The 18,488-nt window shown below is 68.0% G+C and carries 18 protein-coding genes; 9 read left to right on the top strand and 9 right to left on the bottom strand.

What is annotated here, in order from left to right; translation table 11 throughout:
• Positions 1 to 31: 31 nt before the first annotated feature.
• From BUB20358_RS01465 to BUB20358_RS01445, 5 genes are all read right to left on the bottom strand, one after another.
• The gene (locus tag BUB20358_RS01465; protein WP_006766396.1) at positions 32 to 1,159 is read right to left on the bottom strand and encodes a hypothetical protein; all 1,128 of its coding nucleotides are present in this window, start codon (positions 1,157 to 1,159) and stop codon (positions 32 to 34) included.
• 229 nt (positions 1,160 to 1,388) lie between these two features.
• A complete protein-coding gene (locus BUB20358_RS01460; RefSeq protein ID WP_006766397.1) occupies positions 1,389 to 1,892 on the bottom strand; it encodes a PraA/PraB family alkane oxidation protein activator in 504 nt (167 codons plus the stop codon).
• A 121-nt stretch (positions 1,893 to 2,013) separates the two neighbouring features.
• The gene (locus BUB20358_RS01455; RefSeq protein WP_006766398.1) at positions 2,014 to 2,838 is read right to left on the bottom strand and encodes an OmpW/AlkL family protein; all 825 of its coding nucleotides are present in this window, start codon (positions 2,836 to 2,838) and stop codon (positions 2,014 to 2,016) included.
• A gap of 73 nt (positions 2,839 to 2,911) precedes the next feature.
• Positions 2,912 to 4,165, bottom strand: a complete 1,254-nt coding sequence (locus tag BUB20358_RS01450; RefSeq protein WP_006766399.1) for a DUF2957 domain-containing protein — start codon at positions 4,163 to 4,165, stop codon at positions 2,912 to 2,914.
• Between the two features lie 70 nt (positions 4,166 to 4,235).
• On the bottom strand, positions 4,236 to 5,834 hold the full coding sequence (locus BUB20358_RS01445; RefSeq protein ID WP_006766400.1) for a DUF2957 domain-containing protein: 1,599 nt from the start codon (positions 5,832 to 5,834) through the stop codon (positions 4,236 to 4,238).
• A gap of 856 nt (positions 5,835 to 6,690) precedes the next feature.
• Between BUB20358_RS01445 and BUB20358_RS01440 the strand changes: the two genes are divergently transcribed.
• The 3 genes from BUB20358_RS01440 to BUB20358_RS01430 all read left to right on the top strand — a co-directional run bounded on the left by BUB20358_RS01440 (position 6,691) and on the right by BUB20358_RS01430 (position 9,978).
• Positions 6,691 to 7,635 (top strand): ABC transporter ATP-binding protein, encoded by a 945-nt coding sequence (locus tag BUB20358_RS01440; protein ID WP_035974502.1) that lies wholly within the window; start codon positions 6,691 to 6,693, stop codon positions 7,633 to 7,635.
• A 3-nt stretch (positions 7,636 to 7,638) separates the two neighbouring features.
• Positions 7,639 to 8,409, top strand: a complete 771-nt coding sequence (locus tag BUB20358_RS01435) for an ABC transporter permease (RefSeq protein ID WP_006766403.1) — start codon at positions 7,639 to 7,641, stop codon at positions 8,407 to 8,409.
• A 147-nt stretch (positions 8,410 to 8,556) separates the two neighbouring features.
• Positions 8,557 to 9,978, top strand: coding sequence for an MFS transporter (locus tag BUB20358_RS01430; protein WP_006766404.1), 1,422 nt, complete (start codon positions 8,557 to 8,559; stop codon positions 9,976 to 9,978).
• Positions 9,979 to 10,256: 278 nt separating this feature from the next.
• Here the strand turns inward: BUB20358_RS01430 and BUB20358_RS01425 are convergent, their stop codons facing one another.
• Positions 10,257 to 10,487 (bottom strand): hypothetical protein, encoded by a 231-nt coding sequence (locus BUB20358_RS01425; protein ID WP_006766405.1) that lies wholly within the window; start codon positions 10,485 to 10,487, stop codon positions 10,257 to 10,259.
• A 216-nt stretch (positions 10,488 to 10,703) separates the two neighbouring features.
• Between BUB20358_RS01425 and BUB20358_RS01420 the strand changes: the two genes are divergently transcribed.
• From BUB20358_RS01420 to BUB20358_RS01410, 3 genes are all read left to right on the top strand, one after another.
• Positions 10,704 to 11,135, top strand: a complete 432-nt coding sequence (locus tag BUB20358_RS01420) for a YciI family protein (protein WP_006766406.1) — start codon at positions 10,704 to 10,706, stop codon at positions 11,133 to 11,135.
• Positions 11,136 to 11,264: 129 nt separating this feature from the next.
• Positions 11,265 to 12,071 (top strand): DinB family protein, encoded by an 807-nt coding sequence (locus tag BUB20358_RS01415; RefSeq protein ID WP_006766407.1) that lies wholly within the window; start codon positions 11,265 to 11,267, stop codon positions 12,069 to 12,071.
• 290 nt (positions 12,072 to 12,361) lie between these two features.
• Entirely contained in the window at positions 12,362 to 13,237 is an 876-nt protein-coding gene (locus tag BUB20358_RS01410; RefSeq protein ID WP_174484775.1) for an alpha/beta hydrolase, read from the top strand.
• Between the two features lie 356 nt (positions 13,238 to 13,593).
• On the opposite strand, the gene BUB20358_RS01405 is transcribed toward BUB20358_RS01410, so the two are convergent.
• On the bottom strand, positions 13,594 to 13,824 hold the full coding sequence (locus BUB20358_RS01405; RefSeq protein WP_035974515.1) for a hypothetical protein: 231 nt from the start codon (positions 13,822 to 13,824) through the stop codon (positions 13,594 to 13,596).
• 228 nt (positions 13,825 to 14,052) lie between these two features.
• Positions 14,053 to 14,958: a hypothetical protein gene (locus BUB20358_RS01400; protein ID WP_035974516.1), complete on the bottom strand. Its 906-nt coding sequence runs from the start codon at positions 14,956 to 14,958 to the stop codon at positions 14,053 to 14,055.
• Between the two features lie 79 nt (positions 14,959 to 15,037).
• On the opposite strand from BUB20358_RS01400, the gene BUB20358_RS01395 reads away from it, so the two are divergent.
• From BUB20358_RS01395 to BUB20358_RS01385, 3 genes are all read left to right on the top strand, one after another.
• Positions 15,038 to 15,376 (top strand): helix-turn-helix domain-containing protein, encoded by a 339-nt coding sequence (locus tag BUB20358_RS01395; protein ID WP_006766410.1) that lies wholly within the window; start codon positions 15,038 to 15,040, stop codon positions 15,374 to 15,376.
• A gap of 193 nt (positions 15,377 to 15,569) precedes the next feature.
• Positions 15,570 to 15,884 (top strand): hypothetical protein, encoded by a 315-nt coding sequence (locus tag BUB20358_RS01390; RefSeq protein ID WP_035974517.1) that lies wholly within the window; start codon positions 15,570 to 15,572, stop codon positions 15,882 to 15,884.
• A 148-nt stretch (positions 15,885 to 16,032) separates the two neighbouring features.
• Positions 16,033 to 17,979 carry a Xaa-Pro dipeptidyl-peptidase gene (locus tag BUB20358_RS01385; RefSeq protein ID WP_035974518.1) on the top strand — a complete coding sequence of 649 codons (1,947 nt, stop codon included), beginning with the start codon at positions 16,033 to 16,035 and terminating at the stop codon, positions 17,977 to 17,979.
• A 15-nt stretch (positions 17,980 to 17,994) separates the two neighbouring features.
• Here BUB20358_RS01385 and BUB20358_RS01380 read toward each other — a convergent pair whose 3' ends face one another.
• On the bottom strand, positions 17,995 to 18,480 hold the full coding sequence (locus BUB20358_RS01380; RefSeq protein ID WP_006766412.1) for an OsmC family protein: 486 nt from the start codon (positions 18,478 to 18,480) through the stop codon (positions 17,995 to 17,997).
• Between the last annotated feature and the right edge of the window lie 8 nt (positions 18,481 to 18,488).

The raw sequence follows: 18,488 nt of genomic DNA, 5'->3' as shown, positions 1-18,488 counted from the left end.
GACGCGCGCTGCCGTCGTCGCAAGCCGTGCGTCAACGCGGTTTCCCGACGTTCGTCGAAAACGGTGCGCGCGCAACGGCCTGCGCGCGCGTGCGCTTCACCCGCACGATCGGATTCGATCGCGACGTCAGGCTCATCGCGTCGCGCAAGCGCGCGTATCCCAGCTCCTCTTTCGGCCCGAAACGGCCGACCGCCGGCCACGCGAGCACGTCGTCGAGCCACGTGTGCCACGCGTCGCGATGAAAGCGACGTCCGAATTCGCGCACGACGTCCGGCGCCGCGATCGCGATGCCCGCGAGCAGGTAATACGCCCAGAAGCTTCCCGCACCGACGAGCCACTCGAGCCGGCATACCGACAGCGCGGCGAGCAGCCCGTCGACGGACGCCAGATCGCGGCGTGTCGATCGAATCGCGCGCGCAATCAGGTTGTGCGCGCCACCATACGCGTCGGTCGAGATCCGTTTGCCGCAGGCAAGCGTCGCGGCGAACATCGCAAGCGCGGCCATTTCGTCGATACGCGACGCGTCGTCACGCGGGCCCGCGATGCGCAGCACGGCGGCGTCGATCGCGGCGGCGGCACACATCGGCATCGGGTCGCGCGCCGCGGCGGCTGCTGCCCGTTCTCTCAGGTTCTTGGCACGCCGCGCGTCGCCTGATTCGCTTAGTTCGCGTAGTTCATCCGGTTCGCGCGGATCGCGCTCCGTATCGCACACGCCCCCGCGCACGATCCGCTCGAGCGCAGCCCAGCCGACATCGGGATCGTCGAACGACCACGCGTCGATCACGCCGTGCGCCGATTCGAACACCGCGCGCGATCCGGCGCATCGGCGCTCGGCCTGCTCCAGCTGCTCGGCGGTCGGCACATGCACGCACGTGCCACGCGAATCGCGCGAACAGCTCGACTCGCACGCGCAAGCGCCGCCATCCGCGGCAACCCACGGCGCGACGTCGGCAAGCGTCGCCGCCGCTTCGCGGCACAGGCTCGCATGCGACCGCTCGCCGATTCGATGTGACGCTGCGGCCGCAACGCAGCTCGCGGTACCGCCCGCGCGAGCGCTATCGCCGGCATGTTCGATCAGATACTGCAGCCACGCCGCGGTGCGCAGCCGGTCGGTCGCCGCATCGCGGGCATCGTCGTACTTCGATGGATCGGTGAGCATGGGTCGTCCGGAACGGTTCTTTTCAGTCGGAATTCGATCGATTCCGTCGCTTCGGCCGGCGTGCGTACCGCGCCGGCCGTTGCCCGGCCGCCCGCTCCGGATCGCGAAGCGGGCAGCCGCACGTCGCGCCGATACTCGCGACGACATCGACGCATCGACGCTACGGACGTCCGCGCTGAATTCCGCACGGCCCTCGCGCACAGCGGACGTCCTGCGTCGCTCGCGACGCTTACTGCACGTGGAACTTCGGCGACGTCGACACCGTGCCGCTCACCGTGCAATCCGGCGTCAGCACCGCGCCGTTGAACGTCAGCGACGAGTTCGGGTCGTTCCACGTCGTCACGACCTTGCTCGGCCCGCAGGTGCCGAGCAGCGTGACGGTCACCTTCGCGTTGTTGATCGACAGCTGCGTCGTGCTGTCCGCCTGCCCGGTCCACGGCGCGGTGCTGCTCGCGCTGCCCGAGATCAGCCCGCACGTCGCGCCGCCGGTGAACTGCGTCGACGTGATGTTCACGATGCCGGTCGACGTGATCGTCCCATTGAACGTCGCATTGCAGGTCGCGTTGATCGACCCCTTGCTGAGCGTCGTGAGGCCCGACGCGGAGAACGGTTCGCCGTTCGGGTTCATCGGCTGACCGTCCGCGCGCGATACGGTCACCGCGAACGCGGGCGCGGCGGAAGCCGCGGTGAATGCCACTGCAGCAACAAGCGATGCGATTTGACGAATGCTCATTTGAACTGCCCCCTCTCTTCACAAATGGCGGCACGCCGCCGAAAACGCGGCGGCCCGCGGCGAACGACCCGCCGGCCGACCGCAGGAAACCGTACGGCACGCCGGATGCGCGCCGCACGGCTCAGAACTTGTACGAAATCCCGACGAACGTGATCAGCGGGTCGGCCTTCAGCCGCGTGCGCGTGGTCGCGAGCGTCGAGCCGTCCGCGGCCTTGATCACGAGCGACGAATACGTCTTCAGCGGCATGTACGTGAGCGTCGCCGTCAGTCCCCAATGCTTGGAGATCGCGTAGCTCGCGCCGACGTTGTAGACCGGCGTGAACGACGACGACGCCTTGCCCTCCACCGACGTCGGCCCCGGCTTGCCGGCGCCCGCCGCGAGCACGCTGCCGAGGTTCTCGTTGATGTCCTTCGCGAAGTTGCCGTTCAGCTCGATGTTGCTGAACCAGCTATACGCGACGCCGATGCCGACGAACGGCCGGAACCTCGCGGTCGGCGAGTTGAAGTAGTACTGCAGGATCACCGTCGGGCTCCACTGCCGCGCGTTCTTCACGGCCGGCTGGTTCGACGACTTGTCCATGTCGACGTTGCCGAGCGCGCCGGCCGGCCCGGGCGGCCGGATCACGCCGTGGCCGGTCAGCGAGAACTCGGGCGGAATGCCGAGCACCGACGTGACCGCGATGTGGTCGGTAAAGAAGTGCGTGAGCGTCAGGCCGACGGTGTCGGCGTTGTTGACCGTCAGACTCGTGCCCGGCGACGTGAACGAACCGGGCAGCCGCAGCGGCCCGTTGATCGGCATGTTCGCGAGATTCGTCGTCAGTCCGTTGGTCGAATCCTGCGGCATGATGTGCAGCCAGCCCAGCGTCGCGACGTTGTCGCCCGCCTGCTGCGCCGATGCGAGCGTCGACACGCCTGCGACGACGCCCGCGACAATCAGCTTCTTCATCAAGTCTCCCCCTCGTTCTGTGCCGGCGCCGCGCGCATGCGTGCGGCGACGCCGTGTCTGCCCGCGGCCGCGATTACTGCACGAACGCGCCGACGGTGAAGTACGGATGGCTCGTGTCGCTCATGTCGAGGAAGCCGAACACGCCGCCGGTGAACACGAACTTGCCGGTTGCCGGCCCGGACGCCGCATCCGCGTGCACGGTCGTGACGACGCCCGGCACCTTCTGCGTGTAGTCGAGGTTCAGCGCGCGCGTGAGCGCGGCCTGCGACGCGTTGAACGGATCGAGCAGCGTCGCCTGCGTGCCGACGAGCGCGGTCGCGCGATAGTCGAACGCGCTGTCGACGCCGGTGTATTCGCCGTCCTGCGAACCCTGCGCGATCGCCGTCTGCGGGCTTAGGAACGAGATGCCCGATTCGTCGTCCGCGCTCGGCGCGCCCTGCGTCAGATCCGCGTTCGCCGCGCCCGTGCGGATGAAGATCGGCACGAGCTGATTGCGCAGCCGGCCGACGATCAGGATCCCCTTGCCGCCCTTCGCCGGATCGAGCGACGGCAGCGTCGCCGGAATCTGCGGCTGGTAGTTCAGCGACTGGAACGCCGGCGCATCGGCGCGCAGCGTGAACGGCTGGTTCACCGTCGCGCTCGACGCGAGCGGCTGTCCGCCGTTCTTCTTGCCGAAGCGGTCGGTTTCCACGTAGCTGCCGTCCGCGCGGATCTCGAACTGCGCGTCGACCGCCACCGGCTGGAAGCTCTGCGACGGCACCTGGTGATAGCCGAGCTGGTTGTACGTGCCGGCGATCTTCGCGAGATCGGTCTCGAGCGACGAGAAGCTGATGAACGGGTAGTACGGGAACGTCGTCTTCGGAATCCGGCCGACGCCGATCACGCCGTCGAACTGGATCGTCGCGCCGGGAATCGCGCCGCCGAGCACGCCTTCGCCGAGGAACAGCCGCGCAGGCCGGCTCGGATCGAGGCTCGCGTTCTGCATCCGGAACGTGCACTGGTTCAGTTTCGCGGTCGGCAGTCCGGTCTCCTCGGTCAGCGTGCCGTCGACGACGTTGGCCGGCGCCGCGTCGCGCGTCGGCTGCACGGTGCCGGTCGCGATCGGCACCGGCGATGCGAGATACGTGATCCGGTACGTCAGCTTCGTCGTGTCGAGCTGCACCTTCACGAGTTCGCCGGAACCCGATCCGCCGACGAACACCGTGTTGTAGTCGATGGTCTGCGGACACAGCCTGACCACCGGCGCGGGCGGCGGATCGCCGTCGCCGCCGCAGGCGGCCAGCACCGGCGCGAGCGCCGCCGCAGCCATCCAGAGCTTCACATTCATGGGAATCCTCTTGTTTGTCGATTCGCCGGCGGCGACGCATGCGCCGCCGGCGCGATCCGTTTGCGACGGGTTACTGGACGAACGCGCCGACCGTGAAGAACGGGTTGACCTTGCTGTTGTTGACGACCATCGCGTAGATGTTGCCGGCCGTCACGATCCACCCGGTGTCGCCCTTGCTGAAGATCGCCACGTTGCCGTTCGCGCCCTTCGCGTTGAAGTCGCTGTTGGCCGTGACCTTGATCCTGCCGGGCGATGCCTGCGTGTAGTCGAGCGCGAACTGCGCGGTCACCGACGACGTCTGCGGATCGATGAACGCCGCCGTGTCGCCCTGGAACAGCGTCGACGTGTAGTTCGCGGCGATCGTCGACACGGCCGTGCCGTCGCTGCAGTTGCCGGCATCGGGCAGGAAGAACGTGCCGTTGAACGTGCCGGGCAGGTCCGGATGCGCGGCGTTCGCGTTGAAGCTCGGGCCGGACGTGGCCGGTGCGCCGGTCGGGCCGGCCGACGTCACGATCCCGCATGCGGACGCGCTCGTCGCACCGATGAAGCCGCCTTTCAGCACGTTCGCGGCGACGGGCTGCGCGGGCGCGAGCATCGAGATCCCGACTTCCGCATCGGCGACCGACGCGAGCAGGTTGCCCGCATCCGCATGCGAGTAGCCGACGCGGATCACGATCGGCACGAGCACGCCGTTCAGCTTGCCGACGATCATCACGCCGTGCGCCTGCGTCGGCGACAGCAGCACGAGCGGCTGCTCCTGGCCCGCGGACGGATACGGCAGCCCGGCGCTCGCATTGCTGACGAACACGTTGTCGGGCGTGCCGTCCGCGTTCCGGCGCAGCGTCCACGGCGTGCCGGTCGTCTGGCACGAGTAGTCGCTGCCCGGCGTCGCCGTGCACGAGCCGTCCGCATTGAGCGTCTGGATCCAGTTCACGACGTCCGGCTGCCAGCCCTGCGGCGCGGCGCTCTGGTAGCCGCTGCCGGTCGGCGACAGGTGAATGCCGACCTCGTTGTACACGCCGGCGACCTTCGTGAAATCCGTTTCGGTTTCGCTGAAGCCGATGAACGGATAGAAGTCGAACGTGCGCGACGGCACCGTGCCCAGATAGAGGCCGGCCACGACCGGAATGCCGTCGAACTGGATCGTCGCGCCCGGAATCCCGCCGCCGACGACGCCGTTGCCGACGAACAGCATCGGCGGATCCGCGCGGTTGATCGTCACCGAATACGCGCCGTCGCTCGTCGCGCCGTTGTCGAGCACGAACGCGCAGCGATTCTGCTCGGCGGTCGGCAGGTTCGTCGGATGGTGGAACGAGCCGTTGATCGTCAGGCCCGCGCGCGTGTCGTTGACCTGGCCGGCCGACGTCGGCACCGACGAATCGATGAACTGCATCTGATACGTCAGCTTCGCGGTGTCGAAGCGGACCTTCACGTATTCGCCGCTGCCGGCGCCGCCCGTGTAGGTCGTCGTGTAGTCGAGCGCGTCCGGGCACAGCTTCGTGACGACGGGCGGCGTCGTGATCGGGCCGCTCGGCCCGCATGCGCTGCCCGAGCACTGCGGCACGTCGATCGGGCCCGGATCGTCGCCGCCGCCGCAGCCGGCGACGAACGGCATCGCGAGCATCGCGCACGACAGCGCGACCTTCCGCCATTCGGGAATACGGATCATCAACCCCTCCTTTTCATCTACGACGAGTCTCGTCCGACGGGCTGCGTGGCCCGCCGGTTGGTATGCGCGCCGTCGCGCGAAGCGCGGCGCAGGATCGTGTACGCGATGCCGCCGCGATGCGTCGAGCGGCGCTCACGCGAACGCGCATGTCGCTGCGACGGCGAAAGCGGACGCGCGCGGGCCCGCGGCGCCGTCGTCCGGCACGGCGCCCGGGAAAATCGAAAACGGAATGCGTTGGCCGCTACTGCGGCAGCACGATGCGACGACGCGGGGATGCGACTCGCGTCGCGTCCGCGTCGGAAAAAGCGCCGGGAAGCGGCAGCCCGGCGTGGCCCTCGGATTGGCGTCTCATGATGGGTCTCCGTACGTACGCTGGATTCGTTATCGTGATGCGTCGTTGGACCGAACTATGAGCGGGCGCTGCGCGCAAGTAAATGGATGCAGAGTTCCAAACGACGCGGGCCGCGCGCCGCCTCGTTTTCTCATGGCATTTGACAGTTTTTCAAACGCCCTTCAATTTGTTTGCTCAGACAAATACTTGCGTGGCGCGGTGCGCGCACCGCCGAGCGCGCGAAAATTCCGTCCTATTGTTCGGACGGTTCAAATAAAGCGCGACATTGGTCCGGGGCCGGCGCGCAATTCCCGCCAATCCGGCGCCCGCGTCGGGCCGCCTTTCCACCGGCATGCATTTCCTTGTTCCGATTGCTAAGATGGCGGTCCCGCGATCCCGCACCACAACGCCGTTCGACATGACGCCCGCCCGCCATGCCGTCCCCGATCCCGGCCGCCCCGCGGCGGCGGCGCCGGGCACGCGCGGCGCGCATCGTCGGCTCGATTCGCCGTGCCATCCGTGAGCATGCAACCGATCCTTTCCGTTTCAGACCTTTCCAAGACCTACGCGTCCGGCTTCCAGGCGTTGAAGCACGTGACGCTCGACATCCGCCCCGGCGAAATCTTCGCGCTGCTCGGGCCGAACGGCGCCGGCAAGACGACGCTGATCGGCTCGATCTGCGGCATCGTCACGCCGACCGAAGGCCGCGTGACCGTCGGCGGACACGACATCCGCGACGCATATCGCGCCGCGCGCGAGCTGATCGGCCTCGTGCCGCAGGAGCTGACGACCGATGCGTTCGAAACCGTGTGGGCGACCGTGTCGTTCAGCCGCGGGCTGTTCGGCAAGGCGCCCGATCCCGCTCACATCGAGAAGATCCTGAAGGCGCTGTCGCTGTGGGACAAGCGCGACAGCAAGCTGATGACGCTGTCGGGCGGCATGAAGCGCCGCGTGATGATCGCGAAGGCGCTGTCGCACGAGCCGCGCATCCTGTTCCTCGACGAACCGACCGCCGGCGTCGACGTCGAGCTGCGCCGCGACATGTGGAAGCTCGTCGATTCGCTGCGCGAAAGCGGCGTGACGATCGTGCTGACCACGCACTACATCGAGGAAGCGGAGGAAATGGCCGACCGCATCGGCATCATCCTCGGCGGCGAGCTCGTGCTCGTCGAAGAGAAGCGCGAACTGATGCGCAAGCTCGGCAAGAAGCAGCTGACCGTGCAGCTCGAGCAGCCGCTCGCCGCCGTGCCGCCCGAGCTCGCGGCGTTCGGCCTCGAACGTGCGGCCGACGGCAGCGCGCTCGTCTACACGTACGACTCGCAGCGCGACGACGCGAGCATCGCGACGCTGATCAACGCGCTGGGCGCGGCCGGCATCGGCTTTCGCGACCTGCACACGACGCAGAGCTCGCTCGAGGACATTTTCGTCAGCCTGATCGACAACCGCCGCAACGGCGCACAAGGGGCGTAACGCATGGCGCACATGAATCTCCACGGCATCCGCGCGATCTACCGCGCAGAAATGGCCCGCACGCGCCGTACGCTGATGCAGAGCATCATCGCGCCGGTGATCTCGACGTCGCTGTACTTCGTCGTGTTCGGCTCCGCGATCGGCTCGCGGATCAGCGACGTGAACGGCATCGGCTACGGCTCGTTCATCGTGCCGGGGCTCGTGATGCTGTCGCTGCTGTCGCAAAGCATCTCGAACGCATCGTTCGGCATCTACTTCCCGCGCTTCACCGGCACGATCTACGAGATCCTGTCCGCGCCGGTGTCGTACTGGGAGATCGTGATCGCGTACGTCGGCGCGGCCGCGTCGAAGTCGATCCTGCTCGGGCTGATCATTCTCGCGACCGCCGGACTGTTCGTGCCGCTGCACATCCTGCATCCGTTCTGGATGGTGCTGTTCCTCGTGCTGACGTCGGTCACGTTCAGCCTGTTCGGCTTCGTGATCGGCATCTGGGCCGACAGCTTCGAGAAGCTGCAGCTCGTGCCGCTGCTGATCATCACGCCGCTCACGTTCCTCGGTGGCAGCTTCTATTCGGTCGACATGCTGCCGCCCGCATGGCGCGTCGTCACGCTGTTCAATCCGATCGTCTATCTGATCAGCGGGTTTCGCTGGTCGTTCTACGGCCTCGCGGACGTGCACGTGTGGATCAGCCTCGCGGCGACCGCGCTGTTCCTCGTGATCCTGCTCGCGATCGTCGCGTGGATGTTCCGCACCGGCTACAAGCTGAGGAACTGACGTCGCCGCGCGCCCGCCGATGACGCATTTGCACAAGCGGGCGGCGCTTTTCCGCTGACGCGGCGGATTGTGGTCACGTCTACTGAACGCATCGGGGCCTTGAAGCAAGCACGCGCTTCGAGGCCCCTTTCCATTTCAGAGGACGCCATGCCCGCCGCCACCGCTCCCGCCTCCGCCGCCGCCCGGCTCGAACGCCTGCCGTTCTCCGGCTATCACAAGCGCATCTTCTTCATCATCGCGATCGCGTTCTTCTTCGACTCGGTCGACCTCGGCACGATGACGTTCGTGCTCGGCTCGATCCGCAAGGAGTTCGGGCTGTCGACCGCGGCCGCCGGACTCGTTGCGAGCGCAAGCTTCTTCGGAATGGTGATCGGCGCCGCGGTTGCGGGCCTGCTCGCCGACCGCTTCGGCCGCCGGCCGGTGTTCCAGTGGAGCATGGTGCTGTGGGGCGTCGCGTCGTATCTGTGCTCGACCGCGCAGAACGTCGACATGCTGATCGTCTATCGCGTGCTGCTCGGAATCGGGATGGGCATGGAATTTCCGGTCGCGCAGACGCTGCTGTCCGAGTTCGTGCCGACCGAAAAGCGCGGCCGCCTGATCGCGCTGATGGACGGCTTCTGGCCGCTCGGCTTCATCACGGCCGGCATCGTCGCGTATTTCGTGCTGCCGCAGTTCGGGTGGCGCACCGTGTTCGCGCTGCTCGCGATTCCGGCGGTGTTCGTGCTCGTCGTGCGCCGCATCGTGCCCGAATCGCCGCGCTGGCTCGAGCATGCGGGCCGGCACGCGCAGGCCGACGCGGTGATGCGCGCGATCGAGGACCAGGTGATGCGCTCGGCCGGCGTCACGACGCTGCCGCCGCCGTCGCGGCTCGCCGAGCCGCCTGCCGCGCGCGGCCGCGGCGCGCTGCGCGAGATCTGGAGCGGCGCCTATCGACGCCGCACGACGATGGTGTGGCTGCTGTGGTTCTTCGCGCTGCTCGGCTTCTACGGCCTCACGTCGTGGCTCGGCGCGCTGCTGCAGCAGGCCGGCTTCGAAGTGACCAAATCGGTGTTCTACACGGTGCTGATCTCGCTCGGCGGCGTGCCGGGCTTCCTGTGCGCCGCATGGCTCGTCGAGCGCTGGGGACGCAAGCCGACCTGCATCGCATCGCTGATCGGCGGCGGCGCGATGGCGTACGCGTATGGGCAGAGCGCGCTGTACGGCGGCAGCACCGCATTGCTGATCGGCACCGGCCTCGCGATGCAGTTCTTCCTGTTCGGGATGTGGGCCGCGCTGTACACGTACACGCCCGAGCTGTACGGCACCGGCGCGCGCGCGACGGGCTCGGGCTTCGCGTCGGCGATCGGGCGCATCGGCTCGCTGATCGGCCCTTACGTGGTCGGTGTCGTGCTTCCCGTGTTCGGCCAGGGCGGCGTGTTCACGCTCGGCGCGCTGTCGTTCGCCGCGGCGGCGCTCGCCGTGTGGACGCTCGGAATCGAAACGAAGGGACTCGCGCTGGAGCAGCTCGCATCCGGCGATGAAGCGGGCGACGGCGGCCGCTTGCCGGCAGCCGCCGACAAGCTGTCCTGACATCGAAACGGCGGCACGATGCGCGTTCGCTCGCTCGATCGCGCGCCGCCCGTCCGTCGTCGATCGTTCGACTTGCGGCGTCGTTACGCCCGATCGCGGCGCGGGGTTCCGTCATCCTCGTGCGGACGCGGGACTCGCGACCAGCAGATACGAGACGGCGAGCGGAGAGCCGGCGTACTCGCGCATGGGTACGCTGCAGCCATACGGACGGTGAAAGCGGCCCGGATCGCGGGTGCCGGACGTTACGTGCCGGACGTTGTCCGCTGGACGTTATCCGGCTACGCGCCGACGACGATGTATTCGTCGGCGGCCTTGCGCTGAACTTCGGCCATGATCGCGAGCTCGCGCTCGCTGCGCGGTTCGCCGGATGCGATGCCGGTCGCATGCTTCGCCTTCGCGCCCGGCGGGAAAAACACGAACGATGCGCCGGCCGGCGCATTCGGCTCGGCGCGCAAGCGCTTGTTCAGAATCTTCAGATACTTCTTCTTCGACACTTCCTTCGCAGCCATGGCGCCCTCCGCGCGAACGTGGTGCCGGTCAGCATACCAGCTTTGCCGCCGCGTTCCGGACGCGCGCGCTCGCGCATCCGCACCGGCACGTCGCGACGATTTTTTTCCGGCGCGTTGTCGATTTCGCGCGTTGTCGCCCGTCGTACCATCGCAAGCATCCGCCGGCCGCCGTGCGAGCCGGCATCCCTTTACCTCCGGATCCAGGGAGAAACGACCATGCGCGTGATGGTGATCGTCAAGGCAACCGCCTTTTCCGAATCGGGTGCGATGCCCGATACCGAACTGCTGGCCGCGATGGGCCGCTACAACGAGGAACTCGTGAAGGCCGGCGTGATGCTCGCCGGCGAAGGGCTGCACCCGAGCTCGCGCGGCAAGCGCGTGCACTTCTCCGGCGACACGCGCACCGTGATCGACGGACCGTTCGCCGAAACCAAGGAGCTCATCGCCGGGTACTGGCTGTGGGAAGTGAAATCGATGGACGAAGCCGTCGAATGGGTGAAGCGCTGCCCGAACCCGATGCCGGTCGATTCCGATATCGAGATCCGTCAGATCTATTCGCTCGAAGACTTCGGCGACGCATTCACGCCGGAACTGCAGCAGCAGGAGGCGCGGCTGCGCGCGGATATCGAAGCGCGGACGAGCCGTTGACGGCAGCGCCGGCGGTGTCGGCATCGAACGACGTTGCGCGTCGGCCGAACGCGTGCACACAAATCGGTTGACGCGGCCTCGCTCCGTAACGTATCGTTTTGCGACGTTATGGAGCGAGGCCCTTCTGCGATGCATTCCCGTTTCGATCGCTTTCGCGCGACGCCGCTCGGCGCACAACTCGAGGCACTGATCACGCAACCCGAGCGCTATCTGGAATTCGCGGCGCTGTCGCGCGTCGGCGTAGCGGCGATCGGCGCGATCCAGCACGAGATCGCGCGCAAATTCCCCGAAGTCGAAGCCGATACGACCGCGCGGCAGTTCTGCGGCGCGATGGTCGCGGACGTGATGCGGCGTCACGGCCACGACGTCGTGCAGGCGCGCGGGCGTATCGGCGGCGCGCTGTTCAGCTACGGCGCGGTGTTCAGCCCGGATCCGCAGCGGCTGCCGTATGCGGACGTCGTTGCCGCGCTGGCCGCGATGCCGGAGCGCGTCGCCGCGTACGCGGCGCACGTGCCCGTCGGATTGCGCACGCGCCGGCCGCACGGCACCGGCTTCTCGTTCGTCGAACACGCGTGCCACCTGCGCGACCTCGACGCGATCTTCGCCGAACGCATCGATGCGGTACGGACGCTCGAGCTACCGGCGATCGCGTCGGTCGACGGCACCGCGCTCGCCGAGGAACGCGACTATCTCGCGCAATCGCTCGACGGTGCGCTCGCCGCATTCCGTGCGGGACGCGCGGCGTTGTGTGCGACGATCGCCGCGCTGCAGCCGGCGGAACTCGCGCGCTGCGGGTTGCGCGACGGGATTCGGCGGATGTCGGTCGACGAACTCGTTCGCGAACTGCTCGATCACGACCGCACGCACGTGCTCGAACTCGACGAACTGATCGACGAGCTCGCGCTGCCGCCGCTTGCGCCGGCGACCGCCGGCTGACCGTTCCGGCGGCGCTCGCCGCGTTCGTTCGGCGTTTCATCGACACGTCGCGCGTGCGAACGGAACGAGTCCACGCGCCGGATTCTGTCTGCCCGGCGCCGCCGCGCATCGTGCGGCATACACGGCAGGCACCGCGCACACCGTCGACGACACCGAACGTGCAAGCCGCCCGCCGCCGACAAACCGCAGGGTTCGCCGAAATATGGCTGAAAGCCGCGATTGCTAGAGTCATCCCGAACAGGGTTTTCCCGGCCCCGATCGCCGGGCGGAAACGACCGATGCGACGCTCGATGAACGTGACACGCGCTTTCTGGCTGCTTCTGCTGCTCGCCGTCGCGAGCCCTGCCGTCGCTTTTCAGTCACGCGTCGTCGCGATTCCGAGCGCCGCGATGCGACAGACGCTGCAGGCGACGATCGTGCTGCCCGACGATTACGCGCGCGCTGCGCGCAGCGGCGAGCGCTTTCCGGTCGTGTACCTGCTGCACGGCTCGGGCGGCGACCATACCGACTGGACGTCGAACACGCCGATCGGCGCGCTCGCCGATCGCTATCGCGCGATTCTCGTGATGCCCGACGGCGGACATGAAAGCTGGTACATCGACAGTCCGTTCGATTCCGGCAGCCGCTACGAAACCTTCGTCGGCAGCGAGGTCGTGTCGTACGTCGATACGCATTTCAGAACGATCGCGACCCAACGCGCGCGCGCGATCACCGGGCTCAGCATGGGCGGCTTCGGCGCGCTGCGCATCGCGCTGGATCGGCCGCGCACGTTCGGCGCGGTCGGCAGCATCAGCGGCGCGGTCGATCCGCGCAATTGCGAGGACGAGCCCGGCATCGACCACGTGTTCGGCGATCCCGGCCGTCACCCGTCGTTCTGGAGCCGCAACGCGATCGTCGAAAGCGCGAGCGCATTCGTGCGCGCGCATTTCGATCTGACGATCGACTGCGGCCGCGATGACGCGTTCGTCGGCTCGAACCGCACGCTGCACGAGCGGCTCGTCGCGCTCGGCGTACCGCACGACTATGCGGAACGCCCGGGCGGCCATACGTGGGATTACTGGGCTGACGCGATTCGCTACCAGATGCGCTTCTTCGCGATGTCGTTTCAGCATCGCGGCTATGCGTATCGCGCCCCACCGGCGTTGCGCGCGGTGCGGCATGCGTGACGTGTGCGTAATACATGCGGACCGGTGCACGATCGCGGCGCCGAAGAACCGATGTCGATATGGAGATGCGGCGGCACGCGCGCCGTTCCGGTCGATTCGTTGCACGTGACGACTTCGCGCGGCGGCTCGCGCTCGCAGCGATAGCGAACGATCGCGTCGGATATTCGACGTCAAAAACGACGCAGCGACATCGACGCGCAGCGTCGACGATACGTTCGACTCAAGCGCCGACCGCATCGACAGACGACGCGGAGACGAACGCGCGGCAGACGCAGACCGACGCCACCGCATCGATCGACACCGCGAAAACGGAACACTGAAAAACCGGCACGGCGACCGGCCGCGTAACGGCGAACTCAGTTGCCGCGGTCCGCGCCGGCGCTCACCAGACGATCGAACGATTCCTGCGCCCGCGCGAGCTCGTCGAGCGCGCGATCGAGGCGCGACATCGCGCGCGCATATTCGAGCGGCGACGCTTCGTCGTCGCCGTCGCCGCGCACCGCGCGAAATGCCTGATCGACGTTGCGCGTCGCTTCGACGAAGCGTTGTGCGGCCCGGGCTTCCCGCGAACAGATGTGGGTCGACATCGACACTTCTCCCTCAGGGTTGCTGTGTGAAGCAAGCCGACGCTCAGTGTGCGTGGCACGCATGTCGCCGGCGTGAACGACTCTCCATTGCTGTCGGTACGTTCGGCCGTCGCGCAGCGCGCTTCGCGCCGATTGTCTCTCTGCGCTCGCCGCTTCGCTACGGCGAGATTGCAACAAATTCTTGCGCGCGGCGCACGGACGGCAACGTGCGCCGCCTTCCCGCATCGATCATGCGCGGCCCGCGCGCGAATGCGCGAGGCCCGCGAACGCGACCGTATCGCCCGGCGACAGGTCGAACAGATCGCCGGTCCGATCGCGCGGATGGTCGGCAACCGGCCGGCTGCGCAGCCGCGCCGCATGCGCGGGTGCAACGTACGCGGTCGCGGTTTCAATCGGCGGCACGTCGAACAGGTCGCGCGTCACGCCGCGCACCGCATCGGTCGGCGAACGGCCGCGCAAGCGCGCGACGAGCTCGACGAAGCGGTCGAAGTCGCCGGCGCGCGTCGCCTTGTTCACGTCCGCAAGGTCGCGCGCCTTCAGCACGCACGGCTGCGCGAGCCGCACGAAATACGGCGCCTCGAGTTCGACCGACAGTGCGAGCGGATAGCTGCGGCCCGTCTGCTCCTTCGTCCGCCCGACGCAATCGACGACGGCCGCACCTTGCGCGACGCCGAGCGGCTTGCCCGTGCTCACGCTGCGCAGATGCTCGGGAAACACGCGCAGCTGCGTGCCGATCGTCAGCGCGGTGGACGACGCGCACACCAGCGCGTAGTGCTGCTCGCGACGCCGGCCCGACGGCAGCGTGGAACGGCTCGCGATGAACGTATGCGGCGGCAGCGGCCGCACCTGTCCGCTTGCGTCGATCCATGCGTTCCACAGCAGCGCGTCCTCGCGCTTGCGCTCGCCCGCTCGCGCACGCGACGCAACCGGCGAAAACAGCGCGAGCAGCGAACCGGTGCGATGCGCGGCGACCTGCGCGCTGCTGCCGAGCGGCTGATTGATTCCCCACAGAAAACGCCCGCCGCCGAGCCGGCGCTCCCATTCCTTGCGGAGCACGACGGTCGGCAGTTCCTCGCCGGACTCGGTACCGATCTTTGTCCAGCAGAACGTGGGAGGGAGGTGTTTCAGTGTCATCGAGTGTCCCGGATACAGCCGCTCGCCGGTGACAGCGAGTCCATTCAATGACCGTAACTGTATAGGTATAATGCATCGCATGGAAGCCCCGGACAACGATTTTCCTGTTCAAGACCTGTTGCGCCATCTATTGGCAGACACGCGCTCGTCCAGCGAAATTGCGCGGCTTTCGGGTGTCAGCCAGCCGACCGTGTCGCGTCTGAGGATGTCGAACGGGCAGCGGCTGCGCCGCAGCGCGCCATTCAATAAGCTATGCAGTTTCTATGGTCTCGATGCGAGCCCGACGCGCCGGCGCTACAACGATCTGCTGCGCGACGCGATCGTCGACGCGTGGGACGGCTCCGACGAGCACGGGCGCGCGCTGCTGGTCGTGATTCAGGGCTTGAAGGATCTGCAGTCGAAGGCCGGCGACGGTTAACGCGCACACGAATTCCGCGAATGCGCGAACGGCACGCCGAGTCGGGCAAAACGATGCGGGCGGCGACGAACGCGTTTCGTCGCCGCCCGCTTGGCATTCGATCGCGCGTAGCACGCGCCGCGACGAAACTTTGTTTGGTTGAAACTAAAAAAGTTTGACACTGCGTGTGCGCTGAGCTAAGTTTTCCGCAAGCTTGCGGAAAGAAAACGGCAAGCCGCGGCGCACCGTGCCGCAGCCGAAATCGCCGATCCGTTTCAGTCGCTTCGCGCGTATCCGTGCAACGACGAATCGTCCGCGAATCGACATGCCGTCCGCACCGCCGCTTCCGGCCGCGCCGCAACGCGATCCCGCAGTTCGCAACATCCCCGTCTCGTCGAATGGTGCCGTTCCGTTTCATTTGAAAGGAAGCCCGGGCATGTCCACATTTGATTTGCGTTCCTGCATGCGTCGCCGCACCGCCGGCATTGCGTTCGTCGCGTTATCGCCGGCCGCATTGCGCATCGGCTGACGCACGACGGCGCCCACGTCGCATCGGGGCAGCGCCCGCACATGCGACGGCGCAGCCTCCCTTCTTCATCAGACGCAGCACCGATCGGCACCGCGGCAACACCCGCGCGGCGCCGGCGTTTCCGACAATCACGAAAACGAGGTCGACAATGAAACTCCATCGAACCGGCTTGCATCGTGCGTGGGTGCCTGCGCTCGTCGCGGCCGCCGCGCTCGCAGCATGCGGCGGCGATGACGGCGGCAGCGTCGCCGGCGCGTCCGCACTCGCGCAGGGTCAATCGCAGGAAGCCGTCGCATCGGCGGCCGACGCGCAATCGCAGTCGCTCGCATCGCGCGTGTCGCCGTCGGGCGTGCCGTACGCGAGTCTCGCGAGCGGCGGACGCTATCGGCCGGTGATCGCGAACGGTCAGGTGCAGCCGTCGCTGTCGGGCGGCACGATCGAGGAAAACGCGTGGGTCGACACGCCGGTCGACTCCGACGGCGACGGCACGAAGGATCGCATCCACGTGCGCATCGTCCGTCCGTCGGAAACCGCGAACGGCGCCCGCACGCCCGTGATCGTGCTCGCGAGCCCGTATTACGCGGGGCTCGCGGACAGCCCGAACCACGACGTCGACGTCGAGCTCGACGGCACGCCGCACGCCGCGACGGCTGGCGCGGCATCCGCGCGCATCATGGCCGCCGCCCCGCAAACGCGGATGCTGCAGCAGCTCGAAGCCGCGGCGGCCGGCCGCTCGTGGATCGAAGGCTACTTCGTGCCGCGCGGCTTCACGATCGTCTATGCGGATTCGCTCGGCACCGCCGGCTCGGACGGTTGCCCGACGATCCTGACGCGTGAAGAGTCGGTCGCGATGGCGTCGGTGATCCGCTGGCTCGGCCGCGACGCGACCGCGAAGGACGCGGCCGGCAAGCCGGTCGTCGCGACCTGGTCGACCGGGCACGTCGGCATGTACGGCGTGTCGTACGACGGCACGCTGCCGAAGATGGTCGCGAGCCTGCGCACGCGCGGACTCGACGCGATCGTGCCGGTCGCCGGGCTGTCGAACATGTACGGCTACTACCGCGCGGGCGGCCTCGTTCGCGCGCCGGACGGCTATCAGGGCGAAGACGTCGACGTCTACATCAAGGCACTGCTGACGAATGCGCATCCGGAACGCTGCACGCATCTCGTCGACGAAGCGCTGCAGAAGGAAGACCGCAAGACCGGCGACTATTCGCTGTTCTGGGCCGCACGCGACATCCCGACCGCGTTCGCGGTCGCGCCGGCGCTCGTCGCGCAGGGGCTGACGGACGACAACGTGCGCACCGACCAGTCGACGTCGTGGCATCTCGCGATGCGGCGGCAGGGTGTGCCGACGCAGCTGTGGCTGCACCGCGCGAAGCACACCGACCCGACGCGCGTGCCGGCGATGGCCGACGCGTGGACGGCGGAAGTGAACCGCTGGTTCACGCGCTATCTGCTCGGCTACGACAACGGCGTCGAACGCGATCCGCGCGCGGTGATCGAGCAGGCCGACGGCACGCTGCTGAAGGAAGCCGACTGGGCCGCGCGCCGCGCGACGCCGATCGCCTATTTCGCGGGCGGCGACGGCGCAGGCACGGGCACGCTGCTGCGGGTGCCGACCGGCGGCCCGCTCGCGCGCTTCACCGACGATGCGCGGATTCCGGCGCTCACGCTCGCCAACGCGGCGACCGGCGAGCACCGCAGCCGCTTCGAGACCGCGCCGTTCGCCGCCGCGACGCGCGTGTCGGGTACCGCAACCGCGCGCGTGCGCTTGACGTTCACCGGCGTGGCGAACGTGACCGCGCTGCTCGTCGATCGCGCGCCGGACGGCACCGCGACGATCGTCACGCGCGCATGGACCGATCCGCGCAACCGCCTGTCCGAGTGGGTGTCGGAGCCGGTGCTGCCGGGCATGCCGTACGACCTGAAGCTGACCTTCATGCCGCGCGACTACACGCTCGAAGCCGGCCACCGGCTCGGGCTCGTCGTGCTGTCGAGCGACAACGAGGCGACGCTGCGGCCGACGCCGGGCACGGGCCTCGCGCTCGATCCGGCCGGCACGTCGGTCACGGTGCCGCTCGTGTCGTCCTGAGCGCTCGCACGCCGCTCACGGCGCACGGCGATAGTCCCACGTCCCTTCGACGTCGATCGCCGTGCGCACCGAGTTCGCGAGAAAGCATGCGTCGTGCGCGGCGTGATGGAGCGCCGCGACGTCGCCGTCGGTCGGCGCGCGTTCGCCGCCGAACGTGACCGCGGGCTTCAGCACGACGCGCGTGACGACTTCCTTGCCCGCATCGTTCTTCGCCATCGTCCCTTCGGCCGCGTCGCGGTAACGCGTGACGACGAAGCGCTGCTGCGCGGCGATCGACAGGAACCACAGCATGTGGCAGCTCGACAGCGCGGCGACGAACGCCTCTTCCGGGTCGACCGCGGCCGGATCGGAGAACGGCACGCGCACGACGTGCGGCGAACTCGACGCGGGCACCGTCACGCCGCCGTCGAAGCGCCATTCGTGTCGGCGGCTGTAGCGGTTGTCGACGAACTTGTCGTCCGGGCCGGCCTGCCATTCCACTTCAGCGATATACGTCGACATCTGCGTCC

The sequence above is a fragment of the Burkholderia dolosa genome (genome assembly GCF_902499135.1).
Taxonomy (GTDB): domain Bacteria; phylum Pseudomonadota; class Gammaproteobacteria; order Burkholderiales; family Burkholderiaceae; genus Burkholderia; species Burkholderia dolosa.
The sequence above is the reverse complement of the archived record's forward strand: the minus strand, read 5'-3'. Positions and strand labels throughout refer to the sequence as shown.

Coding starts and splice junctions, on each gene's coding strand:
- BUB20358_RS01455 (WP_006766398.1), bottom strand. CDS start 2,838: ATGAAGAAGCTGATTGTCGCGGGCGTCGTCGCAGGCGTGTCGACGCTC.
- BUB20358_RS01380 (WP_006766412.1), bottom strand. CDS start 18,480: ATGTCGACGTATATCGCTGAAGTGGAATGGCAGGCCGGCCCGGACGAC.
- BUB20358_RS01385 (WP_035974518.1), top strand. CDS start 16,033: ATGAAACTCCATCGAACCGGCTTGCATCGTGCGTGGGTGCCTGCGCTC.
- BUB20358_RS01430 (WP_006766404.1), top strand. CDS start 8,557: ATGCCCGCCGCCACCGCTCCCGCCTCCGCCGCCGCCCGGCTCGAACGC.
- BUB20358_RS01445 (WP_006766400.1), bottom strand. CDS start 5,834: ATGATCCGTATTCCCGAATGGCGGAAGGTCGCGCTGTCGTGCGCGATG.
- BUB20358_RS01420 (WP_006766406.1), top strand. CDS start 10,704: ATGCGCGTGATGGTGATCGTCAAGGCAACCGCCTTTTCCGAATCGGGT.
- BUB20358_RS01400 (WP_035974516.1), bottom strand. CDS start 14,958: ATGACACTGAAACACCTCCCTCCCACGTTCTGCTGGACAAAGATCGGT.
- BUB20358_RS01415 (WP_006766407.1), top strand. CDS start 11,265: ATGCATTCCCGTTTCGATCGCTTTCGCGCGACGCCGCTCGGCGCACAA.
- BUB20358_RS01395 (WP_006766410.1), top strand. CDS start 15,038: ATGGAAGCCCCGGACAACGATTTTCCTGTTCAAGACCTGTTGCGCCAT.
- BUB20358_RS01410 (WP_174484775.1), top strand. CDS start 12,362: ATGAACGTGACACGCGCTTTCTGGCTGCTTCTGCTGCTCGCCGTCGCG.
- BUB20358_RS01465 (WP_006766396.1), bottom strand. CDS start 1,159: ATGCTCACCGATCCATCGAAGTACGACGATGCCCGCGATGCGGCGACC.
- BUB20358_RS01460 (WP_006766397.1), bottom strand. CDS start 1,892: ATGAGCATTCGTCAAATCGCATCGCTTGTTGCTGCAGTGGCATTCACC.
- BUB20358_RS01425 (WP_006766405.1), bottom strand. CDS start 10,487: ATGGCTGCGAAGGAAGTGTCGAAGAAGAAGTATCTGAAGATTCTGAAC.
- BUB20358_RS01435 (WP_006766403.1), top strand. CDS start 7,639: ATGGCGCACATGAATCTCCACGGCATCCGCGCGATCTACCGCGCAGAA.
- BUB20358_RS01405 (WP_035974515.1), bottom strand. CDS start 13,824: ATGTCGACCCACATCTGTTCGCGGGAAGCCCGGGCCGCACAACGCTTC.
- BUB20358_RS01440 (WP_035974502.1), top strand. CDS start 6,691: ATGCAACCGATCCTTTCCGTTTCAGACCTTTCCAAGACCTACGCGTCC.
- BUB20358_RS01450 (WP_006766399.1), bottom strand. CDS start 4,165: ATGAATGTGAAGCTCTGGATGGCTGCGGCGGCGCTCGCGCCGGTGCTG.